The sequence below is a fragment of the Bacillus cereus group sp. TH152-1LC genome (assembly GCF_027710505.1).
In the GTDB taxonomy this organism is placed as follows: Bacteria; Bacillota; Bacilli; order Bacillales; family Bacillaceae_G; genus Bacillus_A; species Bacillus_A mobilis.
The window spans coordinates 184,261-198,052 of sequence record NZ_JAQFNK010000006.1 but is presented as its reverse complement, the minus strand read 5'-3'; the positions used below and the strand labels follow the sequence as shown (position 1 = coordinate 198,052).

Here is a 13,792-nt window from a genome sequence, read left to right as displayed (position 1 = left end):
GGACAACTTATATGGGAATTACAAAAGAATATAAAAAACATCTCTCTATACAATCAAATAAAATAGCGATAAAGGAAAATGATCGAATTTTAACATATAAAGAATGGTTTGAGTCAGTGTGTAAAGTAGCAAACTGGTTGAATGAAAAAGAATCGAAGAATAAAACGATAGCAATTGTATTAGAGAATAGTATAGAATTTTTACAACTATTTGCTGGTGCTGCTATGGCCGGATGGGCTTGTGTGCCATTAGATATAAAGTGGAAACAGGATGAGCTCAAAGAAAGAATTGCAATCAGTAATCCGGATATGATTGTGACAGAGCGATATAAGGTAAATGATTTACCGGATGAAGAAAGAGTAATAGAAATTGATGAGTGGAAAAGTAGGATAGAGAACTACCTGCCTACATATTATCCTATAGAAAATGTGCAACATGCTCCGTTCTATATGGGGTTTACATCAGGATCAACTGGAAAAGCAAAAGCATTTTTACGTGCACAACAATCGTGGGTTCATAGCTTTGATTGCAATATAAAGGACTTTCATATGAAAAAAGAAGATTCTATTTTAATAGCTGGGACGCTCGTTCATTCTCTTTTCTTATATGGCGCAATAAGTGCATTATATGTAGGGCAAACGGTGCACGTTATGAGAAAGTTTATTCCAGATCAAGTGTTGGATAAGTTAGAAACGGAACATATCTCGGTCATGTATACAGTTCCGACAATGCTAGAATCTTTATATAAAGAAAATAGAGTAATAGCAAATGAAATAAAAATTATTTCGTCAGGAGCGAAATGGGAAGCTGAAGCGAAAGAAAAAATAAAGAATATATTTCCTTATGCACGAAAATATGAATTTTACGGTGCATCGGAACTAAGTTTTGTAACAGCACTTGTTGATGAGGAGAGTGATAGAAGGCCAAATTCAGTAGGGAAACCTTGTCACAATGTGCAAGTTCGAATATGTAATAAAGCAGGAGAAGAAGTACAGAAAGGCGAGATTGGAACTGTTTATGTGAATAGTGATCAGTTTTTTATGGGATACATATTGGATCAGGTTTTAGTTCCAGAGTTGACTGAAGATGGCTGGATGACAGTACGAGATGTAGGTTATGAAGATGAAGAAGGCTTTATTTATATTGTCGGTAGAGAGAAGAATATGATTTTATTTGGAGGAATTAATATTTTTCCAGAAGAAATAGAAAGTGTATTACATGAACACCCAGCTGTTGATGAAATAGTTGTAATTGGTGTGAAAGATAGTTACTGGGGTGAAAAACCTGTCGCCATCGTAAAAGGAAGTGCTACGAGGCAACAATTAAAAAGTTTTTGCTTACAACGATTATCCTCTTTTAAAATACCGAAAGAATGGCATTTTGTAGATGAACTACCGTATACAAATAGCGGGAAAATCGCTCGTATTGCAGCAAAAAATATGATTGAAAACCGGGAGAAGATATATGAATAGAGCGGTTATTGTAGAAGCAAAAAGGACACCTATTGGTAAGAAGAATGGGATGTTGAAAGATTATGAAGTTCAGCAATTAGTAACGCCGCTTCTTACATTTTTAAGTAAAGGAATTGAGAGAGAAATAGACGATGTCATATTAGGGAATATTGTGGGGCTGGGAGGGAATGTTGCAAGATTATCTGCTTTAGCGGCAGGACTTGGCTATCATATTCCTGGTGTAACGATTGATCGGCAATGTGGTGCGGGTTTGGAAGCGATTCGCACCGCATGTCATTTCATTCAAGGCGGGGCAGGTAATTGTTATATTGCAGGGGGAGTAGAGAGTACAAGTACATCACCTTTTCAAAATAGAGCGCGATTTTCACCGGCAACAATTGGCGATCCTGATATGGGAATAGCGGCTGAATATGTTGCAGAGCGTTATAATATAACGCGAGAAATGCAAGACGAATACGCTTGTCTTAGTTATAAACGGACACTGCAAGCATTAGAAAATGGATATTTACAAGATGAAATACTTTCTTTTAATGGATCTTTTGACGAAGCTATAAAACGAGAAATGAAGTATGAAAGAATGATTAAAAGAACTAAGCCCGCATTTTTACAAAATGGTACAGTAACGGCAGGTAATTCGTGCGGTGTAAATGATGGAGCATGTGCCGTTCTTGTAATGGAAGAGGGGCAAGCCCGAAAATTAGGATACAAGCCTGTACTTCGTTTCGTTCGTAGTGCTGTAGTTGGAGTGGATCCAAATCTTCCGGGGACTGGTCCGATATTTGCGGTGAACAAATTATTAAACGAAATGAATATGAAAGTAGAGGACATCGATTATTTTGAAATAAATGAAGCATTCGCTTCAAAAGTTGTTGCTTGTGCAAAGGAGTTACAAATTCCATATGAAAAATTGAATGTCAATGGTGGAGCAATTGCGCTCGGTCATCCGTATGGTGCATCTGGTGCTATGCTTGTAACACGTTTGTTTTATCAAGCGCAAAGAGAGTATATGAAATATGGAATTGCGACGTTAGGAATTGGTGGTGGAATAGGGTTAGCGCTATTATTTGAAAAAGTAGAAGACTAGAAAAGAACTAGTTTTCTACTTTTTGAGGAACATAAGCATTGCTACCAGGTTTTGCTTTTATTTCATTCCAAGCGGCGATAGCATCAGCTTTTGATTTTCCTTTGTTATTTGGATCTTCGAAAAAGTCGCGAGTGAAACGATTGTATTCAAACTGCGCGCTGATAGTTGTTTTATAAGTAGGATCTTTTTTTCGTTCGTTTTCTTCATACCAAAACGTTATCGCGTCCTCATATGTTTTTCCAACATTCTCTTTAAAAAACTTTTGAAGAGCTACTGTAAAGCGGAAGTTTGCTCCAATTTTGTCTTTGAAAAAAGCACGAACATCTTCGCTATAGCGGTGATTTTTAGTAATAATTGTTTGAAGGGAAAGGTCCTTATAAGAGAGGGAAGCTTTACTCACTTTTTGATCAGAGCTGTTTTTTAATATTTTACCAGTATGTAAATAATGTGAGATACGCTCTGTTATTTCAATCTTAGAGCCACTAGCCGGCAAACCATGTTCACGACAAAATGTTTGCAGTTCTGCTTTTAACCAATAATAGTTTTGGAAATCTTCAAGTGATATAGATTTTGTTAAAGTTGGACGCATGAATGTAACAACTTCTTTCTTCCATAATTTTCTTTAATTATAAAACATACGTTCTTTTTGTGGAAGGATTAATTTGTAAATATAACAGGAAGAGGAGATTACATATGGAAAATGTAATGCAAGTTCGTGTTACGGGAATTTTAATTGAAGATGAAAAAGTATTGCTAGTAAAGCAAAAAGTTGCTAATCGCGATTGGTCTTTACCTGGGTGAAGGATAGCTATTAGCTATCCTTCACAAAAATATTTCACACTGCTGACTGTAAAGAAGAAACAAGTTGATTTAAAAATTCGTCCCCGGTCATAACCGCTTTTCCACCGCCGCGCGCACTCTTTTTATTTCCGCCACCTTTTCCTTCAATAGCAGGAAGAGCGTCTTTTAAAAGTGAGTTCATATCAAGTGTGACTGTCTTTCCGCAAGCAAGAATACATTGTAATTTGTCCTCATTTTCAATAACAAAATATGTAATGGCATGTTCTTGTTGTTCTGTAATAATAGCGGAAAGTTTTGCGATTTCTTGCATAGAACGATTTGTAAACACTTTAGAAATAAGTATGCCAGCATGTATTTCTGAAGGCTGTTGCAGTAGTTCGTTTGCTTCTGTATATAATAATTTTTCATTCATTGTTTGTATTGTTTTTTCGTTTTCTTTTTGAGAAGTGAGAAGTTGTGCTACTTTTGCTGGAATATCATTTTCGCTACTGTTTAATTGTTTAGAAACATCTTTTATAATTTGTTGCTGTTGCCCCATTAATTTATGTGTGCGCCAGCCAGCGATAAACGTTAATCGTATGCCACCTTTATTACGCTCCCATCCTAATACTTGAATAGGACCTACTTCACCTGTATATTTTGGATGCGTTCCGCCACAGCCGTTGTAGTCGAAGTTTTCAATTATAACAACACGTATATTTTCTGTTAAAGTCGGTTCTTTACGAAGGGGCAATGTTTTCGCTTCTTCTAAGTTCATCCACTGGATACGGATTGGATGGTTTTCAAAAACAATTTTGTTTGCAATTTGTACTGCTTTTTCAACTGTTTCTGCATGCAGATTGTCTGTTTCTAAATCAATTGTTACCGTTTCTTTTCCAAGATGGAATCCAATCGTAGGTATGTTAAAATGGTCCCAAAAAGCAGCAGATAAAATGTGCTGAGCTGCATGTTGCTGCATATGATCAAAACGGCGCTCCCAATTGATTTTACCTTCAACTTCTTCTGTATGTAATTGTTCTGTAATAAAGTGGCGGATTTCTTCATCGACTTCTTCAACATCGATTACTGCAATGCCATTTAAAGTTCCAGTATCATGGGGCTGCCCGCCACCTGTTGGATAAAATGCTGTTTCGTTTAAAACAACGTATAAGTTACCGTCTTTATCATAATCTTGCTTTATAATTTTAGTAGTAAAGTCTTTCTTATAAGCATCAGTGTAATATAATTTTTGCTTCAATTTTCTTTCCCCTTTCGTGTTCAATAGTTTCATTGTAAAGCAATTGAAATTAGTTTCCTAATATTTCAGAAGAAAGAAACCGTTTTTAGAATTTTCTTGCTATAATAAGAAAAAGAAAATGCGGGGGTGGAATGAATATGTTATATGAGAACGGTGTAGATAAACTACTTAGTTTAAGTAAAAATATTTCTGAATTGTATCGAGAATTAAATGAAATGACCCGGATTTTAACGGACTGTAATCGAGAAAGTGTGAAGTTCGATCGGTTATATGTAAAAGAGGTACTGTGGAAGAAAGAAGATGTACTAGAGAAATATGACGAGCTGCTTGTGCAACTTTGTATAAATGAATGTTTTGATCTGAAAAGTGTCATTACGGGGGAATATAAGTATACATATGAAGAAGTAGAAAATATCGTTTTACAATTTAATGAGAAATATAATGTCGCAATTTTAATTAAAGATGTTTGTAAAGAATTACAGTTTACATATGGCATAGATATGGATATAACGAGAACAACTCGAGTATCAACAGCTCAAGTATAAAAAGGGAAAAGAAAGCAGAACCTTTGCTTTCTTTTTTTATGTAAGAACAGGGAGAGTAGGTTTTTAAGATGAAGGGGAAGTTGCAAAATATTCATCCGTTAGGAATGACAATTATAATAGGGACCTTATTTGCGAGGTTTGCCACGTCAATGAGTATTCCTTTTTTAGCAATTTATTTAACGACTGTGAAAGGCGTATCAGCTGGAATGACGGGTGCTATTATCGGAATGAGTGCACTTGTTGGAGTATTTGCGAGTTTTATCGGAGGGAATTTATCGGATCGGTTCGGCCGAAATATGATTATAATATGGTCCATGATCGTTTGGGTGTTTGTATTCATAGGTTTTTCACTTGCAGATCATGTGTTAAGTTTCTTTTTATTAAATGCTTTGAATGGATTATGTAGGTCCTTTTTTGAACCGACGTCAAGAGCATTATTATCAGATTTAACGAAACCAGAGTATCGTTTACTCGTATATAATTTGCGTTACGGTGCAATCAATGTTGGAGTAGCAATTGGCCCACTTGTCGGATTACAAATTGGAAGCGCAAAATCAACAATTCCGTTTTTAGTAGCAGCTGGAGTATACATTCTATATACAGTTATATTAGCGTTCCAATTTAAGAAGTATCCAATTGAAAAAAAGAAAGTAAATACAGAAAAACCTGTCACAATGTTAAATGCAATTCGCATTTTGCGAAAGGATGTCGTCTTTTTAGTTGCATTAGTTGGTATTATTTTGAGTAATTGTGGCTTTTCTCACTTAACGACAACAGTATCTCAATATTTTGCAAATGCACATATATTTCAGGATGGAGTGAAATTATTTTCATATATGTTAGCTTTAAATGCGATTGTTGTAGTCGTAATTCAATACCCTGTTATTCAAATGTGTAAAAAGTATACACCGTTAGTATCCATTATGGTTGGAACTTTATTTGTGAGCGAGGGACTGTTTGGGTTTGGAATAGTAGAATCTATGCTAGGTGCTGCCATTTGTACAATTATTTTTACAATTGGAGAAGTTCTCATGTTTTCAATGACGGATGTCTTTATAGATGGTATAGCTGTTTCGCATTTAAAAGGAACGTATTTTGGAGCAATGGGGTTTTCAGGAATTGGAGCAGTAATTGGTCCATGGCTTGGGGGCGTACTTCTCGATTACTACGGTTATCAAAATGGATTTATTGTCTTTTCAGCGCTAGCTATATTTTCAACTGTAGCATTTCCTGTACTTTTAGTTACAAAAGGTTTATTGAAAAAAAGAGATGATAGAAATTGTAATTTAGAATTACATGCGAAATGAAATAAGCCCCAGCAGACGACTGGGGCTTATTTTTGTATTCATCCCGCTATTTGCGGGCAGTAAAACTCTCATTAATTAAAGTTTCACTTTATTTTAATTCTCAATTTGAAAAAGAACTTTTTTTTCATGTTTATTAGCAACTTCATTTTTCGAAATATGAATGGCTAAATATCCATTCTCTAAGCAGGCTAGCATCTTCTTATAAATAATAGTAGCGGGTAAAGGAATGATTCGCTGCAAAGAACTATTATTATGAAGTATGCAAATATTTAGGCCTGTCTCCATCTTTTGAATAACTACATTTTGTTCGGATACATTTGGTACATCTGTTTCCAAAATGTACTCTTGTTCAGTTTCACAAAGGTCAATATGAATTTGATTTGGGAAACTAAAGTTACTACAAGAATCAGAACAAAATTGATCCATCCACTCTTCGAAACCATCAACATGAAAAAGACAATCCTTCTTTTTCTTGCCCATGTAAGACACCCTCCGTAAAATCTCAATTCATACTATGTTATGCATGAATGAAGTAGGGGTGAAGAATAAATGGAAAAATATAAACATTGTATGTGGCAAAGGTAACTAGTGTGAGCCTTTTGTTTTACATATCATGATGTGCATGATTTTTTTGGCGTGAATGGTTACGGTTTTTTACTTTATGAGATCCGCTTAATGGTTCAGGTTGTCCTTTTTTTTCTTTTGCTTCACGATTGTTTTTTCCCATTGTATGTGACACCTCCTCTTTCTCTTTAGAATGAGAGAAGTTTGCAAATTTATACGAGAATGTTTTTAGAAAAAAAGGTAAAGATAAAGGGGACTAACTATTATGGAAAGGGGATTATATAATGCCATATCATAAAGATAAACAACAAGCTTTTCAAGCAGCGCAGCAAGGAGTTACACAAGCAGAAAATGCATTTAATAACATTGTAAAAAATGATCCAAACTACGGTCACGATTTAAAAGAGTTACGCCAAGAGGTTCAGGAAGCGTATGAACAAATTCAAAATGCGTTAGAAGTAGCTTCGGAAACACAACGCCCACAACTTGAGCAATACGAAAATAATCTCCAAAACATTATGCGAAATGTAGATCAATTAGAAAAGTAAATGAGATTGTTGTGTATTCGACAACCTTATTACTTTGACGAATGTTATGCTAAAACAGAAGATTTTTCTATTCGTTTTTTGTTTACTATGCGCAGTACATATATTTCAAGTTGAAAAAGTGGAAGCGAAAATGTTGCTCAGAAAAGAGTTAGAACCAACTGGCTATGTAACGTGGGAAGTACCTAATAATGAAAAGATTATTGCCATTACATTTGATGATGGACCAGATCCAACTTATACACCACAAGTTTTACATTTATTACATCAATATAAAGCAGAAGCGACATTTTTTATGATTGGATTTCGAGTGCAGCGTAATCCATATTTAGTGAAAGAAGTGTTAAAAGAGGGGCATGAAATTGGAAATCATACGATGAATCATTTGTATGCGAGTAATTCATCAGATGAAAAATTGGAAAATGATATTTTAGATGGGAAGAAATATTTTAAAAAATGGGTGAAAGAACCTTTGCTATTCCGTCCACCTGGCGGATATATTAACGATGCTGTATTTAAAACCGCGAAAGAAGCGGGTTATCAAACGGTTCTATGGTCGTGGCATCAAGACCCGCGTGATTGGGCAAATCCAGGGGTTGAATCCATTGTAAATCATGTAGTGAAACATGCTAAAAGTGGAGATATCGTATTGTTACATGATGGAGGAAATGATCGTAGTCAAACAGTAGCGGCATTAGCAAAAATTCTACCTGAGCTGAAAAAACAAGGCTATCGATTTGTAACGGTTTCAGAATTACTACGTTATAAACATTAGAAAAAATCCCAAAAGGAAATGGGCCTTTTGGGGTTTTTTGTTACTGGTTCTTTTTACGCTTTTTATTATTTTGTCGCTCTTCTGGAGTTAAAGGCTCGTTTGCAAATTCTTCATTGTAACCAGCACCTTGTCCTTGTGCAGATGCCGCATTCATTCCTGAAATAGTATGATTTGCTTTTCTTTTACCCATTTTATTTCACCTCTATAACTTTTTTTGTAAGTTGAATGATGAGCAGTTCATAGTATGTATGAACTGTAAGCAAAGCGCTAATAGAGCACTTTACTTTATGGTAATAGTATTCATAAGGAGCATGAACATTATTCAAATTTAGAAACATAAAGAAAACTTATGATAATCTATAAGTTTCTTATTATTTACTTATTTAGAAAGTTGTAATAAGATATTATCGTAAGGTATTGAAAAGTTTGTCTACATTTTATATTCAGACAACTTAGTCACGTTTAACAGGGGGGAAACATAATGGTCAAACATAATCCATTTCAATCACGTGCAACTTTTGAATTAGATGGAAAAACGTATCATTATTATGATTTGAAAGCGCTTGAAAACGCAGGGGTTGGCAACGTATCTCAATTACCATATTCCGTGAAAGTTTTACTTGAATCAGTACTTCGTCAAGTAGACGGACGTGTAATTACAGAAGAGCATGTTACAAATTTAGCGAAATGGGGAACGAAAGATGTGCAAGATATCGATGTTCCATTTAAACCATCTCGTGTAATTTTACAAGATTTCACTGGTGTACCAGCTGTTGTAGATTTGGCTTCGCTTCGTAAAGCAATGGCAGATATGGGCGGGGATCCTGATAAAATTAATCCAGAAATTACTGTAGACCTTGTAATTGACCACTCTGTACAGGTTGATAGAGCGGGTACGGCAGACGCGCTTGCATTCAACATGGACTTAGAGTTTAAACGTAATGAAGAACGTTATAAATTTTTAAGCTGGGCACAAAAATCATTTGATAACTACCGTGCAGTTCCACCAGCTACAGGTATTGTACACCAAGTAAACCTTGAATATTTAGCACCAGTTGTTCATGCTGTGAAAAATGCTGAAGGTGACTTAGTTGCATACCCAGATTCATTAGTTGGAACAGACTCACATACAACAATGATTAACGGTATTGGTGTTCTTGGATGGGGCGTTGGTGGTATTGAAGCTGAAGCAGGAATGCTTGGACAGCCTTCATACTTCCCAGTACCTGAAGTAATCGGTGTGAAATTAACTGGTACACTTCCAAGTGGTACTACAGCAACAGACGTTGCATTAAAAGTAACACAAGTATTACGTCAAAAAGGTGTAGTTGGTAAATTCGTTGAGTTCTTCGGTAATGGACTAAAGAGCATGCCTTTAGCTGACCGTGCAACAATTTCAAACATGGCACCAGAATACGGCGCAACTTGTGGATTCTTCCCAATCGACGATATTTCATTAGAATACTTACGTTTAACAGGTAGAGATGAAGAGCAAATTCGCGTTGTTGAAGAATACTGTAAAGCAAACGGTTTATTCTATACAGCAGACAGCAAAGATCCAATTTACACTGATCTTGTTGAAATTGATTTAAATACAATCGAATCTAACCTTTCTGGACCGAAACGCCCACAAGATTTAATTCCACTTTCAGATATGAAAGATGCGTTCCACAAAGCTGTTTTAGCGCCAGTTGGAACACAAGGACTTGGATTTAATGAGCAAGAGTTCGATAAAGAAGTGAAGGTTACATTAGAAGATAAAGAAGTAACGATGAAAACAGGTGCAATTGCAATCGCTGCAATTACAAGCTGTACAAATACATCAAACCCATACGTATTAATTGGTGCAGGTCTAGTTGCGAAGAAAGCAATTGAAAAAGGACTTGTAGTACCTGAGTACGTAAAAACATCATTAGCACCAGGATCTAAAGTTGTTACTGAGTACTTAGATAAATCAGGTTTAACAACATATTTAGATCAATTAGGTTTCCAAACAGTTGGTTACGGCTGTACGACTTGTATCGGTAACTCTGGTCCATTAGCAGAGGAATTAGAAGAAGCAATCGCAGCAAACGATTTATTAGTAACATCTGTTTTATCTGGTAACCGTAACTTTGAAGGTCGTATTCACCCGCTTGTAAAAGCAAACTACTTAGCATCACCACCACTTGTTGTGGCATATGCACTTGCAGGTACTGTTGATATTGACCTGAAAAATGATGAAATTGGTAAAGATGCAAATGGCAATGCTGTATACTTCAACGATATTTGGCCATCAGCTAAAGAAATTGAAGATGTAGTTCAAAGTGTTGTTACATCTGAACTGTTCAAGAAAGAATATGCACAAGTATTTAACAGCAATGAGCGTTGGAACGAAATCCAAACTTCAAATGAAGCTTTATATACTTGGGATAATGATTCAACTTATATTCAAAACCCACCATTCTTTGAAGGTTTATCTAAAGAGCCAGGTGAAGTTGAAACGTTATCAGGATTACGCATAGTTGGTAAATTTGGTGATTCTGTAACGACAGACCACATTTCACCAGCAGGTTCAATCGGTAAGCACACACCAGCTGGACGCTACTTATTAGAAAACGGCGTACAACCAGTTGACTTCAACTCTTACGGTTCTCGTCGAGGTAACCATGAAGTTATGATGCGTGGTACATTCGCGAACATCCGTATTAAAAACCAAATCGCACCAGGAACAGAAGGCGGATATACAACATATTGGCCAACTGGTGAAGTAACATCTATCTATGATGCTGCTATGAAATATAAAGAAGATGGCACAGGTCTTCTAGTTGTTGCTGGTAAAGATTACGGTATGGGAAGTTCTCGTGACTGGGCTGCGAAAGGTACAAACTTATTAGGTATTAAAGCAGTAATCGCAGAAAGCTTCGAACGTATTCACCGCAGTAACTTAGTGTTAATGGGTGTGTTACCACTTCAATTTAAAGATGGCGAAAGCGCTGAAACATTAGGTCTTGTTGGTAACGAGTCATTTGAAATTCAAATTGACAAAACAGTTAGACCACGCGATCTTGTAAAAGTAGTTGCAACTGATGCAGATGGCAACGAAAAACAATTTGAAGTAGTAGCTCGTTTCGATAGTGAAGTTGAAATTGACTACTACCGTCACGGTGGTATCTTACAAATGGTTCTTCGTGAGAAAATTGAAGAGTCTAAAGTGTCGAACTAAATAATTGAAATAAACGATAAGGAAGCTAACAACTGTTAGCTTCCTTATTTTATGGAAAGGGGTGAAACCATTTGGTTTCATCCCTTTCTTTTTACTTTAAAAAAATGGAGGAAAGGTCATGAAAGAATATAAAAGAATATTGTTACCGTTACAGAAAGAAAAAATGTTAGTAATAGCAGCTGTATGCAGTGGACTCTTTGCAGCTATTTTAAACTTATCCCGTCCAATTTTCATGGGATTAATTGTAGATAACCTTATTCAACGGGAGTTAAAGGAGGTGTATCTTTACATTACTTTGTTTGCAGTTAGTCGTTTGCTGATGTGGGTGAACAATCTTTCATTTGATTATGTAAGCTCTAAAGCAAGTCAACGAATATTGCGAAAGAAGCGTATAGATGTATTGCGCCATTTTTTCTTATTACCGTTTGAAGAGAGTGAGAAGATTAAGCAAGGAGAGTTAGAGACGTTAGTTGTGTCTGATATTCCGAATTGGGTCAGATTATATGGTTCTATATTAATAGAATATATACACGCCATTGCGCAATTTATAGGTGCGTTCATAGCACTACAACATATAGATATGAAGTTTATATTGTGGGTAACTCCGTTTTTATTTTTAAGTGCAACGGTTCCGATGGTGATGGGGAAAAAGGTAAGAAATATTGCAAGCGTTGCTCAAAGCAATCAATCAAGTGTTGTAGAGATGGTGTCACAGTTTGTAAAAGGAGCACAAGATTTACGTAGTTTGCAAAAAGAAAAGTGGGCCATTCGCTTATTTAAAGGAGTAACAGCACAATCTTATAAAACAGAAGTAAAGAAGACGATGATGCAAAACTTTATTGGGGTAGTTGGGACAGTGATTGAAACAGGAGCATATATCGTTGTTCTCATTATAGGTGCGCAGAAAATAATGAAGGGAGAAATGGAAATTGGTTCACTTGTTGCCGTGTTAGCCACAATTGAAATGCTCTTTTTTCCAGTTCGTTACGTTGGTGATTTATTAATGATGACACAAGTTGCAGTCGCTTCGGCAAATAGAGTTTTTTCCTTTTTAGATAAACGAGTGGCAGATAGTAAGGTAGAAAGAGCGATGGGGATGACGGTAACAAATGTTTCATTTCAGGAGAGTGATGAAGAGAAATGCAGAATTCATAATATTGATTTGCAAATTTACCCTGGTGAACTCGTTATTATTGTGGGGGAAAGTGGTGCAGGAAAAACAACGCTTTTAAAATTAATGACAGGTTTGTATAAACCATCTAACGGTAGCATTGTTTATTATGGTAATGAGACTCGTATGACTACAGTGTGGCAAGAACCTCGTTTCTTTCGGACGACAGTAAAAGAGAATATGTATTTCGGGGAAGAGTATCTAGAAAAACAGTTAGAAAAAAATATTGAACTCGTTAATGTGAAGCCGATAATTAGGGGAATATCTGAAGGGGTTCAAACTGTGTTACATAAAAGTGGAGAAGAGTTTTCGGGAGGAGAAAGGAAACGTCTTGCATTATTACGTGCCATTGTTTCAAAGCCGAATCTTATTATTTTAGATGAACCGACTGTGGGATTAGATCCGAGCAATCAAGAAACTGTTTGGGATATGATAGAAGGACTAGGAAAAGAGGTCACGAGAATTGTGGCAACACATGATGTGGAGAAAGCGATACTAGCAGATCGGGTTGTCATAATGAAAGAAGGCAGTATTGTTGCATGTGGAAGTCCTGAAAAATTAATATATAGTCATTCATTTTTTAAGAAATGTGAATAAGGATAAGAGCACTGCTCTTATCCTTATTCAGCATCATTAATTTGATACTCGATAGATTCTGAATGATTCAGATCAACGTTAAAGGTAGCAGTCATAAGGAAAGTGGCAATTCCAAGAATTAAGAAAAGGACGAATGAGACTAGAGAGACGTAGAGACAAATACGCCCTACTTTCTTTTTTTCAAGATCTTTACTAAAGAGTGAAATGATCCAGGCAATAATACCGACTGGGTATAAAAGAAAACTAAGAATATATAATGTTGTTTTTTCGAATGAATTCATAAACAGTCCCCCTTTTGTTGTAGATTTATAACTACGAGAGTAAAAAGGTGAATGGGTCCATAAGAAGATAAGCAACACTTCATCTGTTTTTCTAATTATATGATAAAAAGGAAAAAATTTCACTTTAAATGAGAATATTCTAATTATTTCGACTGTGAATATTTCCAAGCTCGTCCGTATAAGCTAAAATAAGGTATATAGTATTTTG

At 35.8% G+C, this 13,792-nt stretch carries 14 protein-coding genes and 1 pseudogene; 9 read left to right on the top strand and 6 right to left on the bottom strand.

The window, feature by feature from the left end; all coding sequences use genetic code 11:
* The first annotated feature begins 11 nt into the window (after positions 1–11).
* Complete coding sequence (locus PDL00_RS16755) at positions 12–1,472, top strand: acyl-CoA synthetase (protein WP_270730264.1); 1,461 nt, start codon at positions 12–14, stop codon at positions 1,470–1,472.
* Positions 1,465–2,556, top strand: coding sequence for an acetyl-CoA C-acyltransferase (locus PDL00_RS16750; RefSeq protein ID WP_242255614.1), 1,092 nt, complete (start codon positions 1,465–1,467; stop codon positions 2,554–2,556). The genes PDL00_RS16755 and PDL00_RS16750 overlap by 8 nt, the downstream gene beginning before the upstream one ends.
* Positions 2,557–2,563: 7 nt before the next feature.
* Here PDL00_RS16750 and PDL00_RS16745 read toward each other — a convergent pair whose 3' ends face one another.
* Positions 2,564–3,145: a DUF6434 domain-containing protein gene (locus PDL00_RS16745; RefSeq protein WP_270730262.1), complete on the bottom strand. Its 582-nt coding sequence runs from the start codon at positions 3,143–3,145 to the stop codon at positions 2,564–2,566.
* Between the two features lie 104 nt (positions 3,146–3,249).
* Here PDL00_RS16745 and PDL00_RS16740 point away from each other — a divergent pair.
* Positions 3,250–3,354, top strand: a pseudogene (locus PDL00_RS16740) (NUDIX hydrolase); the annotation flags it as partial.
* A 37-nt stretch (positions 3,355–3,391) separates the two neighbouring features.
* Here PDL00_RS16740 and PDL00_RS16735 read toward each other — a convergent pair.
* On the bottom strand, positions 3,392–4,594 hold the full coding sequence (locus PDL00_RS16735) for an alanyl-tRNA editing protein (protein ID WP_270730259.1): 1,203 nt from the start codon (positions 4,592–4,594) through the stop codon (positions 3,392–3,394).
* 137 nt (positions 4,595–4,731) lie between these two features.
* Between PDL00_RS16735 and PDL00_RS16730 the strand changes: the two genes are divergently transcribed.
* Together PDL00_RS16730 and PDL00_RS16725 are read left to right on the top strand one after the other, a co-directional pair.
* Positions 4,732–5,139 (top strand): hypothetical protein, encoded by a 408-nt coding sequence (locus PDL00_RS16730; RefSeq protein ID WP_242255611.1) that lies wholly within the window; start codon positions 4,732–4,734, stop codon positions 5,137–5,139.
* 68 nt (positions 5,140–5,207) lie between these two features.
* Positions 5,208–6,446, top strand: coding sequence for an MDR family MFS transporter (locus PDL00_RS16725; RefSeq protein ID WP_270730257.1), 1,239 nt, complete (start codon positions 5,208–5,210; stop codon positions 6,444–6,446).
* A gap of 93 nt (positions 6,447–6,539) precedes the next feature.
* Here the strand turns inward: PDL00_RS16725 and PDL00_RS16720 are convergent, their stop codons facing one another.
* Both PDL00_RS16720 and PDL00_RS16715 read right to left on the bottom strand, forming a co-directional pair.
* Positions 6,540–6,926, bottom strand: coding sequence for an Hsp20/alpha crystallin family protein (locus tag PDL00_RS16720; RefSeq protein WP_242255609.1), 387 nt, complete (start codon positions 6,924–6,926; stop codon positions 6,540–6,542).
* A 124-nt stretch (positions 6,927–7,050) separates the two neighbouring features.
* On the bottom strand, positions 7,051–7,173 hold the full coding sequence (locus PDL00_RS16715; RefSeq protein WP_000517650.1) for a small acid-soluble spore protein P: 123 nt from the start codon (positions 7,171–7,173) through the stop codon (positions 7,051–7,053).
* Positions 7,174–7,294: 121 nt separating this feature from the next.
* On the opposite strand from PDL00_RS16715, the gene PDL00_RS16710 reads away from it, so the two are divergent.
* Together PDL00_RS16710 and pdaB are read left to right on the top strand one after the other, a co-directional pair.
* Entirely contained in the window at positions 7,295–7,558 is a 264-nt protein-coding gene (locus PDL00_RS16710; RefSeq protein ID WP_001146295.1) for a hypothetical protein, read from the top strand.
* Between the two features lie 46 nt (positions 7,559–7,604).
* Positions 7,605–8,330: a polysaccharide deacetylase family sporulation protein PdaB gene (gene pdaB, locus PDL00_RS16705; RefSeq protein WP_242255608.1), complete on the top strand. Its 726-nt coding sequence runs from the start codon at positions 7,605–7,607 to the stop codon at positions 8,328–8,330.
* 40 nt (positions 8,331–8,370) lie between these two features.
* Here the strand turns inward: pdaB and sspO are convergent, their stop codons facing one another.
* Complete coding sequence (sspO, locus tag PDL00_RS16700) at positions 8,371–8,520, bottom strand: acid-soluble spore protein SspO (RefSeq protein ID WP_242255606.1); 150 nt, start codon at positions 8,518–8,520, stop codon at positions 8,371–8,373.
* Between the two features lie 291 nt (positions 8,521–8,811).
* Between sspO and acnA the strand changes: the two genes are divergently transcribed.
* Positions 8,812–11,535, top strand: coding sequence for an aconitate hydratase AcnA (gene acnA, locus PDL00_RS16695; protein WP_242255604.1), 2,724 nt, complete (start codon positions 8,812–8,814; stop codon positions 11,533–11,535).
* A 118-nt stretch (positions 11,536–11,653) separates the two neighbouring features.
* The gene (locus PDL00_RS16690) at positions 11,654–13,303 is read left to right on the top strand and encodes an ABC transporter ATP-binding protein (RefSeq protein ID WP_270730251.1); all 1,650 of its coding nucleotides are present in this window, start codon (positions 11,654–11,656) and stop codon (positions 13,301–13,303) included.
* A gap of 23 nt (positions 13,304–13,326) precedes the next feature.
* On the opposite strand, the gene PDL00_RS16685 is transcribed toward PDL00_RS16690, so the two are convergent.
* The gene (locus PDL00_RS16685; protein WP_242255600.1) at positions 13,327–13,584 is read right to left on the bottom strand and encodes a hypothetical protein; all 258 of its coding nucleotides are present in this window, start codon (positions 13,582–13,584) and stop codon (positions 13,327–13,329) included.
* Between the last annotated feature and the right edge of the window lie 208 nt (positions 13,585–13,792).

What these genes read in the sequence shown, in the direction of transcription:
- PDL00_RS16755 (WP_270730264.1), top strand. Translation starts at nt 12, where the DNA reads ATGGGAATTACAAAAGAATATAAAAAACATCTCTCTATACAATCAAAT.
- PDL00_RS16750 (WP_242255614.1), top strand. Translation starts at nt 1,465, where the DNA reads ATGAATAGAGCGGTTATTGTAGAAGCAAAAAGGACACCTATTGGTAAG.
- PDL00_RS16745 (WP_270730262.1), bottom strand. Translation starts at nt 3,145, where the DNA reads ATGCGTCCAACTTTAACAAAATCTATATCACTTGAAGATTTCCAAAAC.
- PDL00_RS16730 (WP_242255611.1), top strand. Translation starts at nt 4,732, where the DNA reads ATGTTATATGAGAACGGTGTAGATAAACTACTTAGTTTAAGTAAAAAT.
- PDL00_RS16725 (WP_270730257.1), top strand. Translation starts at nt 5,208, where the DNA reads ATGAAGGGGAAGTTGCAAAATATTCATCCGTTAGGAATGACAATTATA.
- PDL00_RS16720 (WP_242255609.1), bottom strand. Translation starts at nt 6,926, where the DNA reads ATGGGCAAGAAAAAGAAGGATTGTCTTTTTCATGTTGATGGTTTCGAA.
- PDL00_RS16715 (WP_000517650.1), bottom strand. Translation starts at nt 7,173, where the DNA reads ATGGGAAAAAACAATCGTGAAGCAAAAGAAAAAAAAGGACAACCTGAA.
- PDL00_RS16710 (WP_001146295.1), top strand. Translation starts at nt 7,295, where the DNA reads ATGCCATATCATAAAGATAAACAACAAGCTTTTCAAGCAGCGCAGCAA.
- pdaB (WP_242255608.1), top strand. Translation starts at nt 7,605, where the DNA reads ATGCTAAAACAGAAGATTTTTCTATTCGTTTTTTGTTTACTATGCGCA.
- sspO (WP_242255606.1), bottom strand. Translation starts at nt 8,520, where the DNA reads ATGGGTAAAAGAAAAGCAAATCATACTATTTCAGGAATGAATGCGGCA.
- acnA (WP_242255604.1), top strand. Translation starts at nt 8,812, where the DNA reads ATGGTCAAACATAATCCATTTCAATCACGTGCAACTTTTGAATTAGAT.
- PDL00_RS16690 (WP_270730251.1), top strand. Translation starts at nt 11,654, where the DNA reads ATGAAAGAATATAAAAGAATATTGTTACCGTTACAGAAAGAAAAAATG.
- PDL00_RS16685 (WP_242255600.1), bottom strand. Translation starts at nt 13,584, where the DNA reads ATGAATTCATTCGAAAAAACAACATTATATATTCTTAGTTTTCTTTTA.